The 20,480-nt window shown below is 38.1% G+C and carries 22 protein-coding genes and 1 riboswitch; of the genes, 7 read left to right on the top strand and 15 right to left on the bottom strand.

All coding sequences use genetic code 11. The features are described 5' to 3' along the window. Positions 1 to 24: 24 nt before the first annotated feature. Both NSQ77_RS12300 and NSQ77_RS12295 read right to left on the bottom strand, forming a co-directional pair. Positions 25 to 1,023: a PstS family phosphate ABC transporter substrate-binding protein gene (locus tag NSQ77_RS12300; RefSeq protein WP_339226294.1), complete on the bottom strand. Its 999-nt coding sequence runs from the start codon at positions 1,021 to 1,023 to the stop codon at positions 25 to 27. A 266-nt stretch (positions 1,024 to 1,289) separates the two neighbouring features. Then, entirely contained in the window at positions 1,290 to 1,436 is a 147-nt protein-coding gene (locus NSQ77_RS12295) for a hypothetical protein (RefSeq protein ID WP_339226293.1), read from the bottom strand. A 282-nt stretch (positions 1,437 to 1,718) separates the two neighbouring features. Between NSQ77_RS12295 and NSQ77_RS12290 the strand changes: the two genes are divergently transcribed. The 3 genes from NSQ77_RS12290 (at position 1,719) to NSQ77_RS12280 (ending at position 4,741) form a co-directional block, all read left to right on the top strand. Beyond that, positions 1,719 to 2,507: an N-acetylmuramoyl-L-alanine amidase gene (locus NSQ77_RS12290; RefSeq protein WP_339226292.1), complete on the top strand. Its 789-nt coding sequence runs from the start codon at positions 1,719 to 1,721 to the stop codon at positions 2,505 to 2,507. A gap of 92 nt (positions 2,508 to 2,599) precedes the next feature. Beyond that, a riboswitch (SAM riboswitch) is annotated at positions 2,600 to 2,718 on the top strand. A gap of 84 nt (positions 2,719 to 2,802) precedes the next feature. Then, entirely contained in the window at positions 2,803 to 3,903 is a 1,101-nt protein-coding gene (locus NSQ77_RS12285) for an iron-containing alcohol dehydrogenase family protein (RefSeq protein ID WP_339226291.1), read from the top strand. A 25-nt stretch (positions 3,904 to 3,928) separates the two neighbouring features. Then, positions 3,929 to 4,741 (top strand): MetQ/NlpA family ABC transporter substrate-binding protein, encoded by an 813-nt coding sequence (locus tag NSQ77_RS12280; protein WP_339226290.1) that lies wholly within the window; start codon positions 3,929 to 3,931, stop codon positions 4,739 to 4,741. 135 nt (positions 4,742 to 4,876) lie between these two features. Here NSQ77_RS12280 and NSQ77_RS12275 read toward each other — a convergent pair whose 3' ends face one another. From NSQ77_RS12275 to NSQ77_RS12265, 3 genes are all read right to left on the bottom strand, one after another. Continuing rightward, complete coding sequence (locus NSQ77_RS12275; protein ID WP_339226289.1) at positions 4,877 to 5,299, bottom strand: pyridoxamine 5'-phosphate oxidase family protein; 423 nt, start codon at positions 5,297 to 5,299, stop codon at positions 4,877 to 4,879. A gap of 71 nt (positions 5,300 to 5,370) precedes the next feature. Continuing rightward, a complete protein-coding gene (locus NSQ77_RS12270; RefSeq protein ID WP_339226288.1) occupies positions 5,371 to 7,647 on the bottom strand; it encodes an ATP-dependent DNA helicase in 2,277 nt (758 codons plus the stop codon). Between the two features lie 137 nt (positions 7,648 to 7,784). After that, positions 7,785 to 9,278, bottom strand: a complete 1,494-nt coding sequence (locus NSQ77_RS12265; protein ID WP_339226287.1) for a peptide MFS transporter — start codon at positions 9,276 to 9,278, stop codon at positions 7,785 to 7,787. Positions 9,279 to 9,549: 271 nt separating this feature from the next. Here NSQ77_RS12265 and NSQ77_RS12260 point away from each other — a divergent pair, with 271 nt between their 5' ends. From NSQ77_RS12260 to NSQ77_RS12250, 3 genes are all read left to right on the top strand, one after another. After that, complete coding sequence (locus NSQ77_RS12260; protein ID WP_339226286.1) at positions 9,550 to 10,203, top strand: lysoplasmalogenase; 654 nt, start codon at positions 9,550 to 9,552, stop codon at positions 10,201 to 10,203. 27 nt (positions 10,204 to 10,230) lie between these two features. Then, on the top strand, positions 10,231 to 10,509 hold the full coding sequence (locus NSQ77_RS12255) for a hypothetical protein (RefSeq protein WP_339226285.1): 279 nt from the start codon (positions 10,231 to 10,233) through the stop codon (positions 10,507 to 10,509). 186 nt (positions 10,510 to 10,695) lie between these two features. Continuing rightward, positions 10,696 to 11,745 (top strand): 2,3-butanediol dehydrogenase, encoded by a 1,050-nt coding sequence (locus NSQ77_RS12250; RefSeq protein ID WP_339226284.1) that lies wholly within the window; start codon positions 10,696 to 10,698, stop codon positions 11,743 to 11,745. A 132-nt stretch (positions 11,746 to 11,877) separates the two neighbouring features. On the opposite strand, the gene NSQ77_RS12245 is transcribed toward NSQ77_RS12250, so the two are convergent. From NSQ77_RS12245 to NSQ77_RS12205, 9 genes are all read right to left on the bottom strand, one after another. Beyond that, the gene (locus NSQ77_RS12245) at positions 11,878 to 12,246 is read right to left on the bottom strand and encodes a hypothetical protein (RefSeq protein WP_339226283.1); all 369 of its coding nucleotides are present in this window, start codon (positions 12,244 to 12,246) and stop codon (positions 11,878 to 11,880) included. A 25-nt stretch (positions 12,247 to 12,271) separates the two neighbouring features. Further along, the gene (locus tag NSQ77_RS12240) at positions 12,272 to 12,787 is read right to left on the bottom strand and encodes an acyl-CoA thioesterase (protein ID WP_339226282.1); all 516 of its coding nucleotides are present in this window, start codon (positions 12,785 to 12,787) and stop codon (positions 12,272 to 12,274) included. A 194-nt stretch (positions 12,788 to 12,981) separates the two neighbouring features. Continuing rightward, positions 12,982 to 13,866, bottom strand: coding sequence for a LysR family transcriptional regulator (locus tag NSQ77_RS12235; RefSeq protein WP_339226281.1), 885 nt, complete (start codon positions 13,864 to 13,866; stop codon positions 12,982 to 12,984). 255 nt (positions 13,867 to 14,121) lie between these two features. Continuing rightward, entirely contained in the window at positions 14,122 to 14,745 is a 624-nt protein-coding gene (locus NSQ77_RS12230) for an NAD(P)H-dependent oxidoreductase (protein ID WP_339226280.1), read from the bottom strand. 194 nt (positions 14,746 to 14,939) lie between these two features. Then, entirely contained in the window at positions 14,940 to 15,512 is a 573-nt protein-coding gene (locus NSQ77_RS12225; RefSeq protein WP_339226278.1) for an NAD(P)H-dependent oxidoreductase, read from the bottom strand. Positions 15,513 to 15,801: 289 nt separating this feature from the next. Next, a complete protein-coding gene (locus NSQ77_RS12220) occupies positions 15,802 to 16,368 on the bottom strand; it encodes an NADPH-dependent FMN reductase (RefSeq protein WP_339226277.1) in 567 nt (188 codons plus the stop codon). Positions 16,369 to 16,628: 260 nt separating this feature from the next. After that, positions 16,629 to 17,711: a sporulation integral membrane protein YtvI gene (gene ytvI / locus NSQ77_RS12215; protein WP_339226275.1), complete on the bottom strand. Its 1,083-nt coding sequence runs from the start codon at positions 17,709 to 17,711 to the stop codon at positions 16,629 to 16,631. A gap of 43 nt (positions 17,712 to 17,754) precedes the next feature. Beyond that, entirely contained in the window at positions 17,755 to 18,138 is a 384-nt protein-coding gene (locus NSQ77_RS12210; RefSeq protein WP_339226274.1) for an OsmC family protein, read from the bottom strand. Positions 18,139 to 18,292: 154 nt separating this feature from the next. After that, complete coding sequence (locus tag NSQ77_RS12205) at positions 18,293 to 18,619, bottom strand: MGMT family protein (RefSeq protein ID WP_339226273.1); 327 nt, start codon at positions 18,617 to 18,619, stop codon at positions 18,293 to 18,295. 278 nt (positions 18,620 to 18,897) lie between these two features. Between NSQ77_RS12205 and NSQ77_RS12200 the strand changes: the two genes are divergently transcribed. Further along, on the top strand, positions 18,898 to 19,089 hold the full coding sequence (locus NSQ77_RS12200) for an H-type small acid-soluble spore protein (protein ID WP_339226272.1): 192 nt from the start codon (positions 18,898 to 18,900) through the stop codon (positions 19,087 to 19,089). 56 nt (positions 19,090 to 19,145) lie between these two features. Here the strand turns inward: NSQ77_RS12200 and alr are convergent, their stop codons facing one another. After that, positions 19,146 to 20,267, bottom strand: coding sequence for an alanine racemase (gene alr, locus NSQ77_RS12195; protein ID WP_339226271.1), 1,122 nt, complete (start codon positions 20,265 to 20,267; stop codon positions 19,146 to 19,148). Positions 20,268 to 20,480: the final 213 nt, after the last annotated feature.

Genomic DNA, 20,480 nt, shown 5'->3' with positions numbered 1-20,480 from the left:
TAAATAGCGTCCCTATTACGTTTTTTATTTCAGCGCTTCTAAAGCTTCTAATTGTGATTGGATCTCATCTTCTGGAAGTGGAGCGAATCCTGTTTCACCAGCGAAATCATTTGTGTTTTCCAATACATAACGTGCATAATCCATTACTTGTGGTTTTTCCTGAGCAAGACTTGGATTTAAGTACGTAAATACTGGACGTGTGTAGTCAGCATATGGGCCTGTCTCACCAATTGTATCAAGAGATGGCAGAACTGCACCTTCACCAAAGTCGATTCCCACTGCTTGTAAGCTATCTTGGTTACTGTCATAATATCCAAATCCAAAGAATCCAATTGCATTTTTATCTTCAGAAACTAATGTTACTAAAGTTGAATAATCTTGTTGAAGGTTAATATCACTTACTAAATCTTGTTCTTCTAATATGTTTTCATAGAAGAATTCATATGTTCCATGGTTTTCGTTTGGTCCATAAGTATTTATTTTTTCATCAGGCCAATCTGAGTTGATGTCAGACCAGTTTGTATATTCTCCAAGGAAAATACCTTGTACTTCCTCAGCTGTTAATTCAGTTGCAAAATCATTATCTGGGTGTACAACAATTGTTAAACCATCTAAAGCTAGTTTCATTTCAAATGGCTCGAATCCAAGTTCTTCAGCTTTTGCTTGCTCTTCTTCTTTAATTAGGCGAGAAGCATCGTTAAAATCTGTTCCATTTTCTTGTAAAAATTTCTCGAATCCAGCACTTGTTCCAGCACGGCTAACTTCAACAGAAACTCCTTGTTGCTCATTAACCATATATTCTTCAGCAAGTCTAGACATTAACGGATAAACAGTTCCAGAACCATCGATTACTACGCTGCCTTCTAATTCAGCTGCTTCGTCAGATCCTTCTGTCTCTCCTGAAGAGTTGTTTGATTCTTCTGTTTCTCCTGAGTTGTCCTCATCTGTCTCTCCTCCACAAGCAACAAGCACAACCGCTAATGCTGCAACAAGTAGAAACATTAGGTACTTTTTGAACTTCATAGTAAAATTGTCCTCCCCTGATTGAATGCTTTATTTTTGTGAGGCTTTTTGCCCTCAGTTGCTAGTATAAGGTTTGAATGTTAAGTAAGTATGTGTCGAATGTAAAGGTTATGTAAATTTGAAGATTTTGTCGCAACAGAGTACTTAGAATAGACATATGCTGCAGCTTAGTCTTAATTAACTTATATATTTTGAATTGCCGCCGGTCTGATTGTAAAGCATCATATATTTAAAAATGCGGATCCAATAACTGATCCGCATTTGCTCTACTCTTTTCCTGTCACATATTCATTTGGAGCTCCTCCACCCTTGGAGTTGCTGTTCTTATACGGACTCTTGCGTCCATTGCGATGCTCACCCGAGTTTTCTGTTTCCCTAAATTGATTGTTGTGTTTCTTCTCGTTATTACTCATTATTCTGCCTCCTCCTACTATACTCCTATAGTTTTAGCTGAAAAAGTATATTTATTCATGATAACCGTACAACACCATATTCTCCTCTCTATCATTTATTTCCAACCAGCAGCTTTCTTTTTAATGATATACCCCAAACTTCACTTTCATTTCGATTGTAAAGATGAAAGATAAACGATGAGGACGATAAAGGTGACAATAATGGATTTTGTTTAAGACAGTGTTGTTTGTACAATTCTGTTTTTCTTATTAACCATAAGTTAATAGTAGGAGGAGATTGTAATGAAACTTTATTTAGACCCTGGTCATGGTGGAACAGACACTGGAGCAACCGGAAATGGATTGCAGGAAAAAGACGTTGTATTAGATATTGCATTACGAATAAGAGATCTGCTACTTGGCAACTACGATAATGTCACTGTTCGTATGAGTCGTACTGAGGATACGGCAAAAAGCCTTGCTCAGCGGACAAACGAGGCAAATGCATGGGATGCTGATTATTTTCTATCCATTCATTGCAATGCGTTTAACAGCTCTTCTGATGGTTATGAAGATTTTATTCATAGTACACTTTCGGACAATTCACAAACTGCAAGATATCGCGATATTCTGCATGCGGAAATTATTAAGCTTAACGGATTGCGGAATCGCGGCAAAAAGAAAGCCAATTTCCACGTATTACGTGAATCATCCATGCCAGCAATGCTTACGGAGAATGGTTTTATCGATCATAGTGGAAATGCCGCATTAATGAAGCAGGATGCATGGAAGCAACGTGTTGCAGAAGGCCATGTCAATGGATTGGCGCAAGCATTTAGCCTACAAGAAAAAAACGGCACTGGACAGTTATATAAGGTTATCGCTGGTTCCTTCAAATCAAAAGAAAATGCAGGAAAACGCGTATCTTTTCTAAGTTCCAAAAGCATTCAAGCTTTTGTTGAACAGGTTACAATTTCAGATGAGAATTGGTATCGTGTTCAGGCTGGCGCATTTAAAAGCAGGAAAAACGCAGAAAATCATTTACAGGTTGTACGAAACACTGGTATCGATGCATTTATCATTGTCCAGTAAAAGAAAAGTTAGATGTAGTAGGAATAAATAAAATCAATTGACTTTTCAACCAATAAATTATAAGATATATGAAATAAATTAATTCATAAAAACTCTTATGAAGAGCGGTGGAGGGACTGGCCCGACGAAGCCCGGCAACCATTCTAGTTAAATTTACTGCGAATAGGTGCTAATTCCTGCAAAATACAATATGTATTTTGGAAAATAAGAGGATGGTTACTTGCCAAGTATATCCATGCCTCTCTTCATTGAGAGGCATTTTTATTTTTTCGAAATACGGTAAGGAGATGCACAGATGACAACAGCAATTGTTAAAGGGGCACCAGGACACTATCGAATTGGAGAAGGGATTTTAAAGGAATTAAATGAACTTCTTTCAGAGTTAGACGTAACGAAAATACATATTCTAAGCGGCAGGAAAGCATGGAATGCTGCCTCTCCCTTTTTACCAGAAGAGCTTGATTGTTCAAATATCACGTTTGTGGATGGGCATTGTACGCTGGAAGCTGTGGAACAGTTCGCAACTTCATTTCAGGAAAATGGAATTGAAGTAGTAATCGGTATTGGCGGGGGTACAGCGCTTGATCTCGCTAAAGCTTCTGCTGTAAAATCCGGAATTAAATCCGTGCTTATTCCGACAATTGCAGCTACCTGTGCAGCTTGGACACCTTTAAGTGTATTTTATCAAGCAGACGGCACCCATTCACACTATACCGAATTCCCAGTAGCAAATACACTTGTACTGATTGAGCCAGCTATTATTGCACAGGCTCCGCCTGAATACTTAAAAGCAGGAATTGGGGATACACTTGCTAAATATTATGAGGCAGATGCCTTAGTTCGAGCCTTTTACAACGATAAAGAGCTGCCTGTCTGGCTTCAGATATCTCAATTCTCCGCAGCTTTGTGCAAAGATATCTTATTAAAGGATGGAAAAGAAGCACTGGAATCGGTATCCAATAAAAAGGTATCAGATGCACTTATACGTGTTATTGAAACAATTATTATGACTGGTGGCATGGTTGGAGGATTCGGGGAAAAGGCAGGGAGAATTGCCGGTGCGCATTCCGTCCATAATGGGTTAACTGAGGCTAAAAGCATCAAGCAATTTTTACATGGAGAAGTCGTATCCTATGGCATTTTAGTCCAATTGGCTTTAGAAGAAAAGGATGACGAGCTTAAAAGACTATTAGCATTTTATGATGAATGGAAGCTTCCAGCATCATTAAAGCATTTATCCATTGACGCTAGGAACGAGGAGCTATTACAACGTATTGTTAAGAAGACATTACTGCCTCAGGAATCGATTCATTTAATGGAGCAGGAAATTACAGAAGACACATTATTAAATGCTGTTCTTAAGGTAGAAAGTCTAGCAACTCCAACAACTAACTAATCAACTTTAGAAAGAGGGATACATAATGAAAAAATTACTACTCACAGGAATACTTGCATGCATGATGGCAGTACTTGCTGCATGCGGTGGTGGTTCAGATGAAGCAGAAGGATTATTAGAAGATGGAAAATTAACTGTTGGTGTAACATCAGGCCCACATGAACAAATTTTAGAAAAGGTAGCAGAACTTGCTGAAGAGGATGGCCTAGCAATTGAATTGGTTTCTTTCAGCGATTATGTAATGCCAAATGTCAGTTTATCTGAAGGCGAGCTTGATATAAACAGTTTCCAAACCGAGCCATTTTTCGACCATATGAATGAAGAACGCGGATTGGAGTTAATTAAAGTTGCAGATACCGTTACATTTCCAATGGGAATTTACTCAGAAGCTGTAACAGATGTAGCAGATTTAGAAGACGGCGCCAAAATCGGTCTTCCAAGTGACCCGACAAACAGTGGACGTGCATTACTATTGTTTGAACAAGCAGGTTTAATCAAAATAGAGGAGGGACTTGGCGTAAATGCAACGGTAAATGACATTGCTGAGAACCCAAACAACTATGAATTCATCGAGCTTGATCCTGCGCAAATTCCTCGGCAGCTAGGTGAAGTTGATGCGGCTGCAATTAACTCAAACTTTGCGATGGATGCAGGTCTTATACCAGGTAAAGACTCAATCTTTATCGAACAGGACTCCACATTTGTAAACTTAATTGCGGTTCGTGAAGAAAACAAAGATGACGAAGCTGTACAAAAGTTTATCGATATTTACCAATCTGATGAAGTAAAACAATTTGTTGATGAAACTTTCCAAGGATCAGTTGTTCCTGGATGGTAGAAAAACAAAAGCGGAAGCGTCCGGTTAGCGACGTACGGACTGTACCGCGGTCTTGAGGAGATTCGGCTTGTCGAACATCCACCGTATTAAAACCCAGATTAATGAAGAAGGCTGACAATAATATTGTCAGCCTTTTTAAATATCTAACTCTTTAGCTGGTTCACCCTTTTTATTCATTAACCGAATTCCAATCGGTTCAATTTCCAGGATTGCATAGTTTGGATCATCCGGACCGTCGAAATATAGTTTCATATCGTCGTTCCAAAATTTCTTTTTCAAGTCATCCATATCGTTTAAAGATACTTTCCCCTGATATTCGACATACTCGTCACCAAATCCATCGCCTTCATACCCAATCAATACATGGGTATATGGGTTTTTTTCAATTTCCTCTGTTTTATCGGCATCTTTGTGCGTCGGTGTGTAAAGTTTCAAACCTTCATGAAAAAATGTCATATACCTAGAATGCGGTTTATCATTCTTCACCGTTGCCATCGTACCTGTGTGGCTCTCCTGAAGGATTCTCTCGACATTTGTTTTAATCTCTGATTGACTCACAAGTATTCACTCCTTTATTATCGACTGCTATAAGTAGTGTTCCTTTTTTGACCAATCTTAAACATCCAGCATTACCTTTTGATTTTGAAATGCTGCCATTCAAATGGAAGAAGTGATTGATACTTTCTTTGCAAAAATCGATCATCAATTAAAGCAATTGTTCCTTGGTCTGTTTCTGATCGGATTAATCTGCCACCTGCTTGCAGCACCTTATTCATCCCAGGAAAAACATAGGCGTAATCATACCCGTTTCGTCCAGTGGAGTTGAAATATTCCTTGATAATATCTCTTTCCAATCCAATTTGCGGCAGTCCCACACCAACAATAATTACACCTTGAAGACGCTCTCCTTTTAAATCAACTCCTTCAGAAAAAATACCACCTAATACCGCAAATCCAATAAGCTGCTCTTCTTCTCCCGCCTTAAAGGCTGCTAAAAATTCTTCTCTGTCCGACTCAGTCATGCCCCCAGTTTGCACAATCGTCTTCATATATGGTACATGCTCCAGGAAAGCATCATGTACACCTTCCATATAATGATAGGATGGAAAGAAAATAAGGAAATTCCCAGGCTGCTTTTCAATAAGCTCTTTCACAAAACGGACAATTGGTGTCATTGTCCGCTCACGATCACGATATCTTGTCGACAATGGCAGAATAAGCACCTCAGCTTTTTCACGATCAAATGGAGATGGAACTGCTGTTACATAATCTTTTCCAGTCCCGCCCAACAGATTTTTATAATAATCAGCAGGTGTTAATGTAGCTGAAAAGAAAACCTTTGAACGGTAACCTTTCCCCATTTTGTTAATAAGATAAGATGGGTCAAGACAAAACAGCTTCAAGCGCACATCGTTTTTCAGAATCTCCATATAAGTCACAAATCGTTCATCATAAAATTTTGCTATTTTAACAAAGGTTTGTGTTGCAAAATAAGTATCCAGCAACAGCGGATCTGTATCCACATCCTGCACTAATTCAGTCTCTGCATGTATGATAAAAGATTCTGCAAGCGAGATGAGCTCGTCATCCAGATCTTTGAAAATTAACTCTCCTTGTTTTTTTAATGTCAGTAAATGATGATTAATTGCTTTAGCTGATTTCACTAAGCTATCATTACGGTTTTTAAATGTACGACTGAGTTGCAGAAATGCTGATTTATACAGATCAGCAGAATACATTTCTCTTGCCCGGTCAACTAAATTATGTGCTTCATCAATCAATAAAACAGTCTCTTTCTTCTGCTCCTCAAAAAGACGCTTCAATGACACTCTGGGATCAAAGATATAATTGTAATCGCAAATAACAGCATCAGCTATATATGCAAGCTCCAGTGAAAATTCGAAAGGACAAACACGATGTTTTCTTGCATAGTTTTCAATTACTTGCCGACTCATTAATGATTCATTCGTGTAGATATCTAAAACCGCTCCATTAATTCGATCATAAAATCCCTCTGCGAAAATACAATGCTCCTTTGAGCACTTTACTTCCTCTTGGAAACAAACCTTATCCTTCGCTGTAATGGTTACTACCTTTAGCTCTAAGCCTTTTTCGCTCAGCAAACGAAACGCTTCTTCTGCAGCAGTTCTTGTAATCGTTTTTGCAGTAAGATAAAACATCCGATGCAAATGCCCTTCTCCAATCGCTTTTACTGCCGGAAATATCGTTGAAACTGTTTTGCCAATACCTGTAGAGGCTGAAGCGAAAATATCTTTCTTATCGAAAATCGTTTTATAGACAGAACCAGCAAGTTTGCGCTGACCTTTCCGGTAATTTTCAAATGGAAACAGAAGCTCCCTCGCACTAGCATCACGTCGCGCGATATGCAGAATCTTCATCCTGGCATATGCTGCATATTGACCAACGATATCGTTCACATACATCTCCAGCTCCTGAAAATTCATTTTCCGATTGAATTTAACCTGTTGCTCGGAATTTATCTGAACATATGTCAGCTGTATCGTGATTTCTGATAAATCGTGGTCTTTGGCATAGATAAAGGCATAAAAGATCACCTGTGCCCAATGAACTGGGTACGTATCTTCTGAAATCCACTCAATCGGGTTTCTTGTCGACTTAATTTCATCCACCATAACCCGTCCATTTTCATCAAAAAGCAGACCATCACAACGTCCATCCACAACAAAAGTCAAGTCTTCATATGGTATTTCCGTTTTGACATACACTTCCTTTTGATCTGTTTCTTTGTACGTTTTTTGGATTTTCTGATGTGCTTTTGTTCCCTCTGTCAGCGACGCAGCCGTTCGAAAACCAGTTTCCATGCTGCCACTGCGCAACACATGCTCAACAAGCGTTCTTACTGAAATTTTAACTATATCCACCATGCTATCACCTTTTAAAATTCATTAACTTCATTCTATCAATTAATTGATTCGGGTGGAATCTGGAATTAGCATTGTCCATAAAAAAGAAGCTGAATCAAACACGCTTTTTCAGCATATTGATCCAGCTTCCGTAATATTTAATTAATACCACGCATAAACCGCTTCAGTTTTGGTGCCAACGCAAGCAGTAGGATACCAAGTAAAATCGCAATTCCTCCGATTACACCAAAGTAGACGATTTCGGTTTCCTCCGAATAAAAGCGAACGACCTGCGCATTAATCGCTTGTGCCGATGCATTGGAGAGATTCCATAAACTCATCATTTGAGCAGCAAATGCCGCTGGAGCCAATTTCGTTGATGCTGATAAGCCAACTGGCGACAAGCAAAGTTCACCAAGCACAACGAGGAAAAAGCTAAGAACAAGCCAAAGCGGGCTAACTAAACTTTCCGTTCCGTTAAATAACGCTGGGAAAATCATAACGATAAATGAAAGCCCGGCAAAAATTAATCCAAAGGAGAATTTTTGCGGTGTACTTGGCTGACGATCCCCAAGCTTCACCCAAAACCAAGCGAACACTGGTGCAAGCAATACGATGAATAATGGGTTTAATGATTGGAACCAGGAGGATTGTAATTCAATTCCTGCAAACGATAATTGTGTCCGTTCGTTTGCATAAGTCGCTAGAATATTTGATCCTTGTTCTTGAATTGCCCAGAACATCATGGCTGCAATAAACAGCGGAATATATGCTAGTAAACGAGAACGTTCATCCGCAGTTGTTTTCGGACTGCGATACATCATAATGAAGTACACTGTAGGAATAATAACCCCAAGAATACTAATCGAAAAAATGACGCGTTCAATTGTCAGCCAGCCACCTGTTACTCCAGCCCATCCGATTGCGGCTAGTAAAATAACAGAAATGATAACTATTTTAGTTATTTTCATTTTTTCTTCGCTTTTTAGCGGGTTTGGTACTTGAAGCCCAGCAAGACCAAAATATTTTTTTCTTGATAGCAGGTAAACTACCAGCCCAGCAAACATTCCAAAAGCGGCTATAGCAAAACCAAGATGGAAATTATAAGTTTGTCCAATTGTTCCGACAATAAATGGTGCAATCAAACCACCCATGTTAATTCCCATGTAATAGATGCTAAAACCGGAGTCACGTCGCGGATCCTTTTTACTGTATAGTTCACCAACCATTCCACCAACGTTCGGTTTTAATAAACCTGTACCGATAACGATAAACAGCATGGATACAAGCAATGCTGCGAACCCGCCAGGCAATGCAAGAATAATATGACCAATCATAATTAAAACCCCACCGTAAAATACGGTACGATTCATTCCGAGGATTCTGTCAGCAATCCAGCCACCGATAATACCAGACATATATACAAGCGATCCATAAATCGCCATTATAGAGTTGGCAGTAGTGCGGTCTATTCCTAAGCCACCCTCTGTAACCTCATAATACATATAAAATAGGAGTATGGCACGCATTCCATAGTAAGAAAAACGTTCCCAGAACTCCGTGAAAAATAATGTGGATAAACCTTTAGGATGGCCAAAGAAACCTTTTTGGGGAACGGTTTTTAATATGGCATCCTTATCTTTTGAATCCATCGTATGTTAATCCTCCTCTAAGTTGTAAAAATATGAATTCTTTTGTATAAACATACCCGATAATTTTAAGGCAAATCCGACATATTGTAAAGGTCCTTTTTGCTCTTTCCGATAAAGATGGAAGCGAATTATTTCCTGACTTTCTCCTATTGATAGCGTTACCCAATTATTTTTCCAATTGTAACGTAATTTATGTAAATTAGAAGAATAAAAAGGATTTCTCTATTATTCATCGAATCTCTTAATAAGACACATCCAAGGAGTGTACATGATGATTCTATACCAATTACCATTACTGATTCTTACAATGGCGCTTGTTTATCTCTTTATCGCTCCTGCAGAGCCATTATTTTTTAGCTTGTTTTTTAAACTTGTTCCAATGATAATGATCTTGATTTATGCCCTTCAGCTTTTACCCCGAAAAAAATCCCGAACCCATTTGCTTCTTATTTCAGGACTTATATTTTGTATTATCGGCGATGCAACACTTCACTGGTTTCTTATTGGATTAACGGCATTTTTAATCGGTCATTTATTTTATATGGCTGGTTTCATTACACAATGGTCATTTTCAATAATTCGTTTGGCTATGGTTTTCCCGATTGCGGGGTCTGCACTCTTTATTGGTTCGCGATTGGTCGTGTCTTTAAAGATAGAAGGAAACGAAGGATTAGTCCTCCCGGTTACTGCTTATATTTTCATTATTTCACTAATGGCTTTCTCCGCTATGATGACAGGTAATGGATGGGCGATTGCTGGCAGTGTGCTGTTCCTCATTTCTGATGCTATCCTCGCTTGGAATATGTTTATTGCACCAATCCATTCCAGTAATGTATTTGTGATGCTTCCCTATTATGGTGGTCAATTTTTAATTGCACATAGCCTGAGCAGCATTGTTGCAGGAGGTAATCGGATTGTTTGGTAAGCTAAAAAACAAAAAAGGAGCGATAACATGGAATATACTTTCGTTAGCGCCATATTAATCATCTTCATTTACTTGATGTTTAAAGTGAATAAACTCGAACAAAATATTAAGCAATTGAAATATTCGTTAGAACAGTTCACTAAAGGGGCGGAAGACTCTGAACATCCGATAAACAATAGATTATATGAATTGATTCAAGATGGAAAAGAGATAAAGGCCATTAAAGAAGCTAGAATAGCCTTGGGTTTATCCCTGATAGAGGGAAAAGAGTATGTGGAAATGTTAAAGAATCAAATGAATAGGTAATATAACCTATTCATTTGATTTACAACAACTTATGCCCCAAGCAATTTATTAGTTTATATAATTCTATAGTGCTATAATTGAATTAGTTAAAAAGTTCAGCTTCTTTGACTAGTGTTTGATTCCAAACACTGATTTGAGCTTTTTATGAAACACTTTATCATCTCATAACATCAGGAGGTTATCGCAATGAAAGCGGCAGTATGGCATGGGGAAAAAGATATCCGAATTGAAGAGGTGGAAGTAAAGCCTTTAAAAGATTCCCAGGTAAAGGTCCGTGTAGCTTGGGCCGGGATTTGCGGAAGTGATTTACATGAATATGAAGAAGGTCCAGTATTTGTTCCAGTAAACGAAGAAGACCCCTTAACAGATGAGATTGCTCCATTGACAATGGGACATGAATTTGCTGGGGTGATTGAAGAAGTAGGATCAAACGTAACAAAATTTAAAGTGGGTGACAGAGTAGCAATCAACCCAACAATAACATATGGAAATAAACCTGAAGATATAGACGCATATGATGGATTTAGCTTTATCGGTTTACATGGCGATGGTGGATTTACGAAATACGCGAATGTACCAGAATCCAATATTTATCTTCTGCCAGATACATTAACTTTACAAGACGGTGCATTGATAGAGCCTACCGCTGTTGCTGTACAGGCTGTAAAAGAAGGCGCACTGCAATTCGGAGATACCGTTGCTATATTCGGGGCAGGTCCAATTGGACTTTTAACAGCTATTGCAGCTAAAGCAGCAGGCGCAAGCAAAATTATTGTTCTAGACTTATCTGAAACAAGACTTGAAAAAGCAAAGGAACTTGGAGCAACTCATATCATTAATTCTGGGGAACAGGATGCTGTAAAGGCAATCCGAGAATTAGTTCCAGATGGTGTTGACGTTTCCTTTGAAGTGGCGGGAGTTGCTCCAACCTTCAAACAAGCAATCGACGCCACTAGAGCGCGCGGTACAATGGTAATCGTTTCTATTTTCGCTAGATCAATTGAGTGGAATCCGATTCACCTTACGAATACAGGTGTAAAAATTACGTCATCTATTGCTTATACACCGACTTCTTTCCAACAAACAGTTGATTTGATGGGAACAGGTCAATTGAAGCCTCAAGGTATTATTACTGATCAAATACAGTTAGATGATATTGTTGAAAAAGGTTTTGAAGCATTATCAAACGATAAATCACAAGCTAAGATATTAGTAGAACTGAGCGGTGAGAAATAAACCTCTCTTGGCAGCTTTAAGTGGCGGACGCTCTTTATAAAAGACCATTTGCAATTCTAGAAAAACTTAATCAAAATGCAAAAACCCAAAAGCAAAGAAGGTCCTTCTTGCTTTTGGGTTTTTTATAACCTTTTATACTACTTGTGGCCCTACTAAATATCGAGGGTTTTCACCAATCACCAGCTTACATACATTTGCATAGCCAATTTGTTTATTAACAGCTAGCAAATGCTGTAATTCTATGATTTTATTATCAGCTTTAAGTTTATCTATTTCCTGTTGAAATACTTTAAAAGCATAAGTATTACATATGTTTGGTCTGCATTTATCCGGGTTTTCATCCATAATTAAACAGCCCAAATATTGATAATTAAACTGTAATTGACGCGTGAGCTGGATTACATTTATGAACAGCTGAAATAATTCTGGCTTCGTATGTCCCAATTCGTCAATTGCTTCTTTTGCCGACACCAATTCTTTTAAACTCGTTGTAATTAACATCTTATCTGCTCCTTTAAATTATCTCTTAATTCCAAGGCTTTTTGATTGATAAATGAGCAACTATGTCTTTATTTTGCTGTCTTTTTAACTTTCTAATCTTTGCGCGTTCTTCTCCAGTGTTAAAGAGGAATTTCTCTTCTTCTGTTTCCGCGATAATAGCAGGAACTTCAATCGGTTTTTTATTCTCATCCAACGCAACAAATGTCAAAAAGGCCGTTGTAGCAATTCTCCGTTCTCCGGTTAGCATATCTTCAGCAATTACTTTACAAAATATCTCCATTGAGCTTTTTCCTGTATATGTTACGAATGACTCAATGCAAACTTTGTCACTTTGGCGAATTGGTTCTATAAAATTTACCGAATCCGTTGAAGCCGTAACACATTCCTTAACTCGTGCATGGCTGCAAGCTGAAAGTGTTGCACATGCATCAAGCTTTTTCATAAGCACTCCACCGAATAATGTATGGTAATTATTTAAGTCATTAATTAAAACCTGGTCATTCTGAATAATACGTGTTTCTCCCATTTTCCTTGCTTTCATTGACTAATCACCTTACTACTTTTTATTGCTACAGCAAATGATTCATCTGTTGTAGATACAATGTTATGTACAATCTCTATTGTATAACACTCAGATAATCGAAGTACAATGCCGAAATCCGATGCTATCCATAACAAATGTGTTTGGAAACGCTTTATGCAGATATGTAAAAAGGATCTCCTTTAAAGGAAATCCTATGTATTTTTCAGATTCTCTTTGGCAAAACGGATAAATTCCAGTTTAACAGGCGATAAATCTTGCTTCTTTTTCCATATCATTGCTAAGTGCCATTTAATCGCTGGATAGGACAGATTTATTTCTCTCACGTCACTCGTTAATCCTTTACTAGTACTTTCCGGTAATAAGGTTATTCCAAGACTTGAAGCTACCATTTCTTCGATAAAGTCCATCTGTGAGGTCTCCGAAATGATTCTTGGTTCAAACCCTGACTTTCTGCAGGCTGAATAAATACGATCGTGCAGGGCGAAGTCTTTATTGAACATAATAAAGTCTTCATCTTTTAATTCCGCAATAGCTACCTCTTGCCGATTTACAAGATCGTGGTCGGCTGGAACAATAAGCTTTAAATCTTCCTCTCCCAACGAATAGTAATCAAAAAAATTGTGACGAGTAGGCAGGAAGACAACTCCAAAATCCAGAAGATCATTCATCACCTTTTCTTCAATTACCTTTGATCCATCCTCTATTAATTGAAACGTAATATCTGGATATTCTTTATGAAAAGAAGCGATTAATTTCGAGAAGAAAACAGAGTCGATTATCGAAGGCAAGCCGATACGAATATGACCCTTTTTCAGTACCGAAAGGCTTTCCAACTCAATATGTAATGCCTGGAACTGCTTTTCCATCACTTGAGCATGCTCATAAAATATTTTTCCAGCATCTGTCAGAGATAGCTTTTTTCGTGATCGAATGAAAAGAGAAGTCTCCAGCTCATCCTCTAGTGATTTTATAATTCTGCTGATTGCTGGCTGTGTCATATATAATTTTTCTGCGGCATGTGTAAAGCTGCCAGCCCGTGTCACTTCAATAAAATATCGTAAATGTTTCATTTCCACTTTTCTTCTCCACCCCTCTTCCGCTTTCTTATTTTACTATGTCACACAATGCATCACAAACGAACCGCATTTTAGCTAGCAAAGTGAAATGAAGCGTTGTTTGATTGGTTAGCGATGAACGGATTGCAATTATTCTGGAATAATTCCTCTTTTTTAACATTACTGTTCTCTGCGAGGAAGACCATTCTAACAACTAAACGACAGATTCCCAAACGATAAAAAGAGGGCTGTCACAAAATGACAGCCCTTTTTCTTTTATCTAATTTTCTTAAACGCCTTGCTCCAAGCAATTACTTGGTCAAGCATCGCATTTGCATTATCTGCATGGTAGTCTGCAGGTTTGAATTCACTCATGTTTTCAAAGTCAGTTATCAGTGAGAATGTTACCGCAGTACGTACGTCTGCAACTTGAAGCTCACCAAGGATCAGACGAAGGTTTTCATGCGCACGTGCTCCACCTAAACTTCCATATCCAACAAAACCAGCTACTTTATTGTTTATCTCTGGATTCAAATAGTCCAATGCATTTTTCAATGCACCGCCAATTGTATGATTGTATTCAGGTGCTACGAAAATGTAACCATCAAACGAGGCTATTTTCTCGGACCAGGCTTTGATTGCAGTTTCTGCTTCCACTTGTCTTTCTGCTGGAAGTTCTTCACCAAGGAATGGCAATTTATATGCAGATAAATCGACAATTTCATAAGCTACATCATCATTATTTCGTTTTGCAGCAAAATCGTATACCCAGTTTGCAACCGCTTCTCCATTACGACCTTGACGTACACTGCCTTGAACAATCGCGATTTTCAATTTTTCTTTTTGTACTGGTGCTGTTGCTTGCTTTGTTTTGCCAAATAATTTATCAAAAAATCCCAATTTCTGTTCACAACCTTTAGTGTTTATTTCCGAAATTTGTATTGACCCCTTAAAAAGAAAAGGCAGAAACCCATTCATTGCACTATGCAAACATAGTTGATCAGGGGTAGCTGCCCATATAGTCTTTCTTAATAACCGGATACGTTTCTTCTATTTATTGTGTGCGCATCCTTTTTTTGCTAATAATACGTTTATTATTTAACCAGTTCAGTACGAACAGATTGTAATGCTTTGCTCCAAGCGATTACTTGGTCAAGCATTCCGTTTGCATTATCTGCATGAAAATCAGCAGGCTTGAACACGCTCATGTTTTCAAAGTCAGTCATTAGTGAGAATGTTACTGCAGTACGTACATCTGCAACTTGAAGCTCACCAAGGATCAGACGAAGGTTTTCATGCGCACGTGTACCACCTAAGCTGCCGTATCCAACGAAACCAGCTGCTTTGTTGTTCACTTCCGGGTTTAAGTAGTCTAATGCGTTTTTCAACGCTCCACCGATTGCATGGTTGTACTCAGGCGTTACGAAAATGTAACCATCAAATGAAGCAATTTTTTCAGACCAAGCTTTAATTGCAGCTTCTGCTTCTGCTTGTCTTTCTGCCGGAAGCTCTTCCCCTAAGAATGGCAATTTATAATCCGCCAAGTCCACAATTTCGTATGCTGCATCATCATTGCGTTTTGTCGCAAAATCATGCATCCATTTTGCAACTGCATCTCCATTACGTCCTTGACGTACACTACCTTGAATAATACCTATTTTTAACATTCTATTTCCCCCTAAATGTTTATACTTTATATTTAATTTTAATTCAACATACTTGAATTACCCATACTATACCATCGTTCTTAACTTATTGCAACACATTTGATTCTTTTTTATTATATAGTTATAAAAAGTAACCTTAAAAGCATATGTATTCCTTCTATAAAAAATAAAAAGTGCATGCATCAGTTAGCAATGTACGGGATTCTCTCCGTATTTTAGGGTGATTGGCTTGTCGTACATTCGTAATGAAAAAAACAGGTGCTGCAGTTTATGCAGAAACCTGTTTATATTAAAATGGGTATGCAGATTCTTCCGACTCTTTTTTATGCATTGCAGCCCGAATGAAATAGACAACATTATCTGCTAATCGGTTCAATCTAAACATAATTTCATCATCTATGATTGCTTGTTTATGATAATGCTTTTCCTCAATAAACACATATTTTGGGATAACCATTGCTTGCATATAAGTCAATATTGGCTTCAATTGCTGCTCAGCCACTAAATAATGTTTTGCAGATCCAGCTGTCGAAACGAGGCCGATAATTTTTTCCCGAAAAGCATCCATTGGAAGCAAATCAAACAGGTTTTTTAATGTGCCGGGAATAGACGCTTGGAATGTTGGCGTCCCGATAATATAGCCATCCGCTTCCATTATTTTTTCTAATACTAACTTTGTATCCTCTGTATAATCACGATAATCCCTTCCATCGCTAAATACGAGGTTATATTGCTTCAAATCAATAAGTTCTATTTCAACATCTTCATATTGTTCAGTTAACCGATTTAACACATTTTCAACAGCAATTCGTGTCTTTGAGCCAACAATCGATCCAGAAATTCCAATAATCTTCATCACTATTATCCCCCTTTCATAAAATGATCTATGTCACATAAGAGCAGACTAACCCTTCTTTTATAAAATGATCAGCTGTTTCAATTCATGTATGTTATGGATACTGCTTATATACTATTATACCGAGTAGCTTTTTCGAAATACAATTTGATGCTTAAAACACAGAGGTTGCTCCACTCTTATTATACTGGAATTCAATTATATCCGTGCTCCCAAAGTATGCCAAAAAGACTGTCACTTAATTGTAACAGCCTTCTCAATTAAACTATTTCTTCGTCTTTTTTGCTTAGGCCTAAATCAAATAAACCTGATTCTTTTGCAGAAAGCATAGCGATATAAACGAACGGTCCCAGGATGAGTCCCATTACCCCGAAAAATACAAAACCAAAATACATGGAGAGCACAGTCGGCAATGCCGCAAGTCCAATTGAATCACCTAATACTTTCGGCTCGATGATACGCCTTAAAACGGTTATGATTAGAGCAAGCAAAATAAGCTGGATTCCTGCTCCAACATTTCCTAGCATCATCGCTAAAAGCCCCCATGGGATCAACACGAGCGCCGGTCCTACATATAGCGGAATTATATCGACTATCCATATAATGACAGACATAATCAATGCTGCACCTGGTGAAATAAATAAAAGACTAACATACGTAATGACGAAAACACCAATACTTAGGATAAATTGCGCTTTCCAATATCCTAGGAAAACTTTTCCCAGTCGCTGGTTAACAAAACGCAGCTTTTCAGATGTGTCTGGATTGAATAAATTATAAAATAATCGTTTTAACCGAGGCAAATCTAAGCTGAATAAGAATAACGTCATTAAATAGATCAGTGAAACAAAGATTAAATTCGGGACAGATTGAATCCATGTGCCAAGAATGGCTAATAAATAGGACGTAACATCCAAAGCCGTTTCCACCACACTATTGGATTGATTCTCCAGCTCCCGAATAACAACATGAGCAATTGGTATATCTTCTATGAGCTCATTAAAGCGAATAATAACATCATTTATAAAACGTTGTACCTGAAAAGCATAAGTAGGAATTTGCAATGTAAAATTATAAATTGTTTCCATTACGCGGGTTAATGTGATATAGATTAGCAAGCTGGAGATGGCAATAAATAAGGTAAAAGTGACAGTCACTGGCAGAACCCTTTTCCTTACTTTCATCTTCAGCTTTAGCCATCTCACAAAAGGCTCGAACATGAGCGCCGTCAACAATGCTAATAATACCGGCAAAAATGCTGAGAAATATATATAAATAAAAATGATAACCGCAATGACTGCGATTAGCTTTAAAACCTTTTTAACAAGGGATTTCGTTATCAATAAAAAACTGCCTCCTTCTTTCCCTCCAAATTGGCCGCAACCATTATTCCTTTATTTCGAAGGTCTCGATAACGTTAATACTCCCTTTTACGGATTGAACCATCGAGCAATTTTTTGAACTTAGCTCTAAAGCTTTTTCCACCTTTTTTTCAGAAAGATCCTTACCGAAAATGGTAAAGTGCAATTTAATTTCTTCAACACGGTTTGCTATATCTGGATTCCTCTTTACATCAGCAGTAATGGTGATATCATCAAACGCAATGCGCATTTTCGTAAGTACTTGCTTTAAAACTCCTCCACTGCATCCAGCTATAGAGGAAACTAATAATGCGTATGGTCTGAATCCGAACTCATCCTTGCCTGATATCGTTAATTTCCCAAAATCAAATTCAGATTCGAAGCCATTTTCATGCATGATAAATTCCATTTCGATCATCCTTTTCCTAAAAATTTATGGTTATACGATAACTCCCGCATCTCTAACCACGACAATAATTGACATCTGTGTTTTTGCCGCAGTCCAGCCTATTTATAGTATAACTTTATTTTGAAAAATTGAATATGTATTTGTTCGTGATTTTCTATATCAAGTCTGTCTCGGTTACAATGTGAAATTGATAGCGTTCCAAATCAACTTCTCCTTTGTGACTGACTTCTACACCCTCTGCTTCAAGCTGCCATTTTTGTTCCAATGCTGTTGCTTCTTCTTTAATTGCGATTTGCCCCTTCGCGTTGATAACACGATGCCAAGGGAGGAGATGCTTTTTGCTCATCGAATGCAAAATCCGCACAACCTGCCGTGCTGCCCGCGGACTACCTGCTGCTTTAGCAATCTGTCCATAGGTCATAACTCTTCCTTTTGGTATTTGCTTGATTATTGTAATTACGTCTGCTGTAAATGATTTCATCGTGCACCTTTCCTACGTCTATTATTCAGCAAATGATTCGTATTGTGCATTTTGATAAGCGCCTTTTTCTAAATAGTAACAACATTATTTTGAATTGTCTACCGCGGTTCAGTTTTACCGCAGAGCTAGAAATTGCCTTGTATAAGCATTTCAGATTCAACAGAAAATAACACTGCTAGAAAGCCTGACCTTCCCAGGTTTTTAGGAGAAGTCCTAGCTGCACTTATGCAAAAAGGAAATTTTAAACTTTGCTACTTGTCAAACAAAGGAGGAAAATGATGAATAAACAACGTGCATTGGAGATTTTGGAGTCGATTGAGATGGTCAATGTGAACTACCATGGTATTCCGGTATATATTCAATCACTGGATGCTGATCGAGAGACAGCCACAGTTTTCCCGCTCGATAATATGAATCATGAACAATCCGCAGAATTGGCAGGTCTTGACGAGGTACGATTAGGGAAATAATTTTAGAACAATGAAGGATGCCTTCTTAAGCATCCTTCCATCTTATTTTTCAGCCGTTATACATAAACTCTTGGAACACGTTTCCCAATTAAACAAACCGTTTCATAATGAATCGTTTGCATGTGATCTGCTACTTCATCAAGCGAAATATAACCCTCATCAGGATCACCAAAAATGGTCACAACATCTGTATTATTAATTTGTTCGACAGCAGTGACATCAATCATCGTTTGGTCCATACATATTCTTCCGACAATGGGCACGCGGGCTCCTTTGACTGTCATATGCCCTTTATTGGAAAGCTGTCTGGAGAGTCCATCCGCATAGCCTACTGGTAATGTCGCAATCACTGATGTAGCATCTGGTGTATAGGTACAGCCGTAGCTAATCGGATGACCGGATTCTACTTCCTTTATCATAGCAGGCTTTGTTTTTAAACTCATTACTTGTTTTAAGCGAATTTTTTCTCGCATATGCTCATTCGGATAAAGTCCATATAAGCTAATCCCTACACGCACCATATCCAAATGCATTTCAGGGTATGCAATTGTCGCAGCGCTATTGCAGCAATGCTTTAACGGAATTTCAATTTCGCTTTCTTTTAAGAATTCAAGAAGAGTTGTGAAATTTTCATATTGCACAGATGTATATGCTGGATCTTGGTTATCGGCATCAGCAAAGTGTGTAAATATCCCCTCCAGTGCAACTGTCGATTCATTAAAGGTTTTGCAAATTTTTAGCGCCTCTTTCTGATCACGTACCCCAATCCGATTCATACCACTATCTATTTTTAAATGCACCTTCGCTTGTTTATTCCATAAACGTGCAGCACGCTCCATTTCCGTTACTGATTCATCAGAGAAAACAGTAAGAGTAATGTCGTGCTTCACAGCCTCTTCTATTGCATGTGGAGCAGTATAGCCAAGCACAAGAATCGGGGCATTAATTCCCGCCTCTCTCAAGTTTAGTGCTTCATCTAAAAGCGCAACGCCCAAGTAATCTGCACCAGCATTCAGCGCTGCAGCTGCAACTTGAACCGCCCCATGGCCATAGCCGTCTGCTTTAACGACTGCCATAAACTTACTTGCTCCAATATGCCTTCGGAAGGATTGTACATTCGCGTCAATCGCATCCAAAGATATCTCTGCCCATGTATCACGATAGCTTTCATGTACCATGAAGATACCTTCTTTCTCATTTTTTATCTAAAAATCACATATATATGACAATAGAATCATTTTACCACTGAAAAACGTGAAATTACATAAATTATGCTATACTAAATATATTTCTCCCTAAAATGTATAGAAAAAAGGTCGAAATAGAGTCATCTCTTGCGATGTGTGGACGTTGCTGGAACTGGTAATTTTTTCTATTTTGAAAAGGGATAC

The sequence above is a fragment of the Oceanobacillus sp. FSL K6-2867 genome (genome assembly GCF_037963145.1).
Taxonomy (GTDB): Bacteria; Bacillota; Bacilli; order Bacillales; family Amphibacillaceae; genus Oceanobacillus.
Note: the sequence above shows the minus strand (reverse complement) of the source record. Positions and strands in the feature narration are given on the sequence as shown.

Excerpts from the sequence above, each read along its gene's own strand:
- NSQ77_RS12300 (WP_339226294.1), bottom strand. The coding sequence starts at position 1,023 with ATGAAGTTCAAAAAGTACCTAATGTTTCTACTTGTTGCAGCATTAGCG.
- NSQ77_RS12295 (WP_339226293.1), bottom strand. The coding sequence starts at position 1,436 with ATGAGTAATAACGAGAAGAAACACAACAATCAATTTAGGGAAACAGAA.
- NSQ77_RS12290 (WP_339226292.1), top strand. The coding sequence starts at position 1,719 with ATGAAACTTTATTTAGACCCTGGTCATGGTGGAACAGACACTGGAGCA.
- NSQ77_RS12285 (WP_339226291.1), top strand. The coding sequence starts at position 2,803 with ATGACAACAGCAATTGTTAAAGGGGCACCAGGACACTATCGAATTGGA.
- NSQ77_RS12280 (WP_339226290.1), top strand. The coding sequence starts at position 3,929 with ATGAAAAAATTACTACTCACAGGAATACTTGCATGCATGATGGCAGTA.
- NSQ77_RS12270 (WP_339226288.1), bottom strand. The coding sequence starts at position 7,647 with ATGGTGGATATAGTTAAAATTTCAGTAAGAACGCTTGTTGAGCATGTG.
- NSQ77_RS12265 (WP_339226287.1), bottom strand. The coding sequence starts at position 9,278 with ATGGATTCAAAAGATAAGGATGCCATATTAAAAACCGTTCCCCAAAAA.
- NSQ77_RS12260 (WP_339226286.1), top strand. The coding sequence starts at position 9,550 with ATGATTCTATACCAATTACCATTACTGATTCTTACAATGGCGCTTGTT.
- NSQ77_RS12255 (WP_339226285.1), top strand. The coding sequence starts at position 10,231 with ATGGAATATACTTTCGTTAGCGCCATATTAATCATCTTCATTTACTTG.
- NSQ77_RS12250 (WP_339226284.1), top strand. The coding sequence starts at position 10,696 with ATGAAAGCGGCAGTATGGCATGGGGAAAAAGATATCCGAATTGAAGAG.
- NSQ77_RS12245 (WP_339226283.1), bottom strand. The coding sequence starts at position 12,246 with ATGTTAATTACAACGAGTTTAAAAGAATTGGTGTCGGCAAAAGAAGCA.
- NSQ77_RS12240 (WP_339226282.1), bottom strand. The coding sequence starts at position 12,787 with ATGAAAGCAAGGAAAATGGGAGAAACACGTATTATTCAGAATGACCAG.
- NSQ77_RS12225 (WP_339226278.1), bottom strand. The coding sequence starts at position 15,512 with ATGTTAAAAATAGGTATTATTCAAGGTAGTGTACGTCAAGGACGTAAT.
- NSQ77_RS12220 (WP_339226277.1), bottom strand. The coding sequence starts at position 16,368 with ATGAAGATTATTGGAATTTCTGGATCGATTGTTGGCTCAAAGACACGA.
- NSQ77_RS12210 (WP_339226274.1), bottom strand. The coding sequence starts at position 18,138 with ATGGAATTTATCATGCATGAAAATGGCTTCGAATCTGAATTTGATTTT.
- NSQ77_RS12205 (WP_339226273.1), bottom strand. The coding sequence starts at position 18,619 with ATGAAATCATTTACAGCAGACGTAATTACAATAATCAAGCAAATACCA.
- NSQ77_RS12200 (WP_339226272.1), top strand. The coding sequence starts at position 18,898 with ATGAATAAACAACGTGCATTGGAGATTTTGGAGTCGATTGAGATGGTC.
- alr (WP_339226271.1), bottom strand. The coding sequence starts at position 20,267 with ATGGTACATGAAAGCTATCGTGATACATGGGCAGAGATATCTTTGGAT.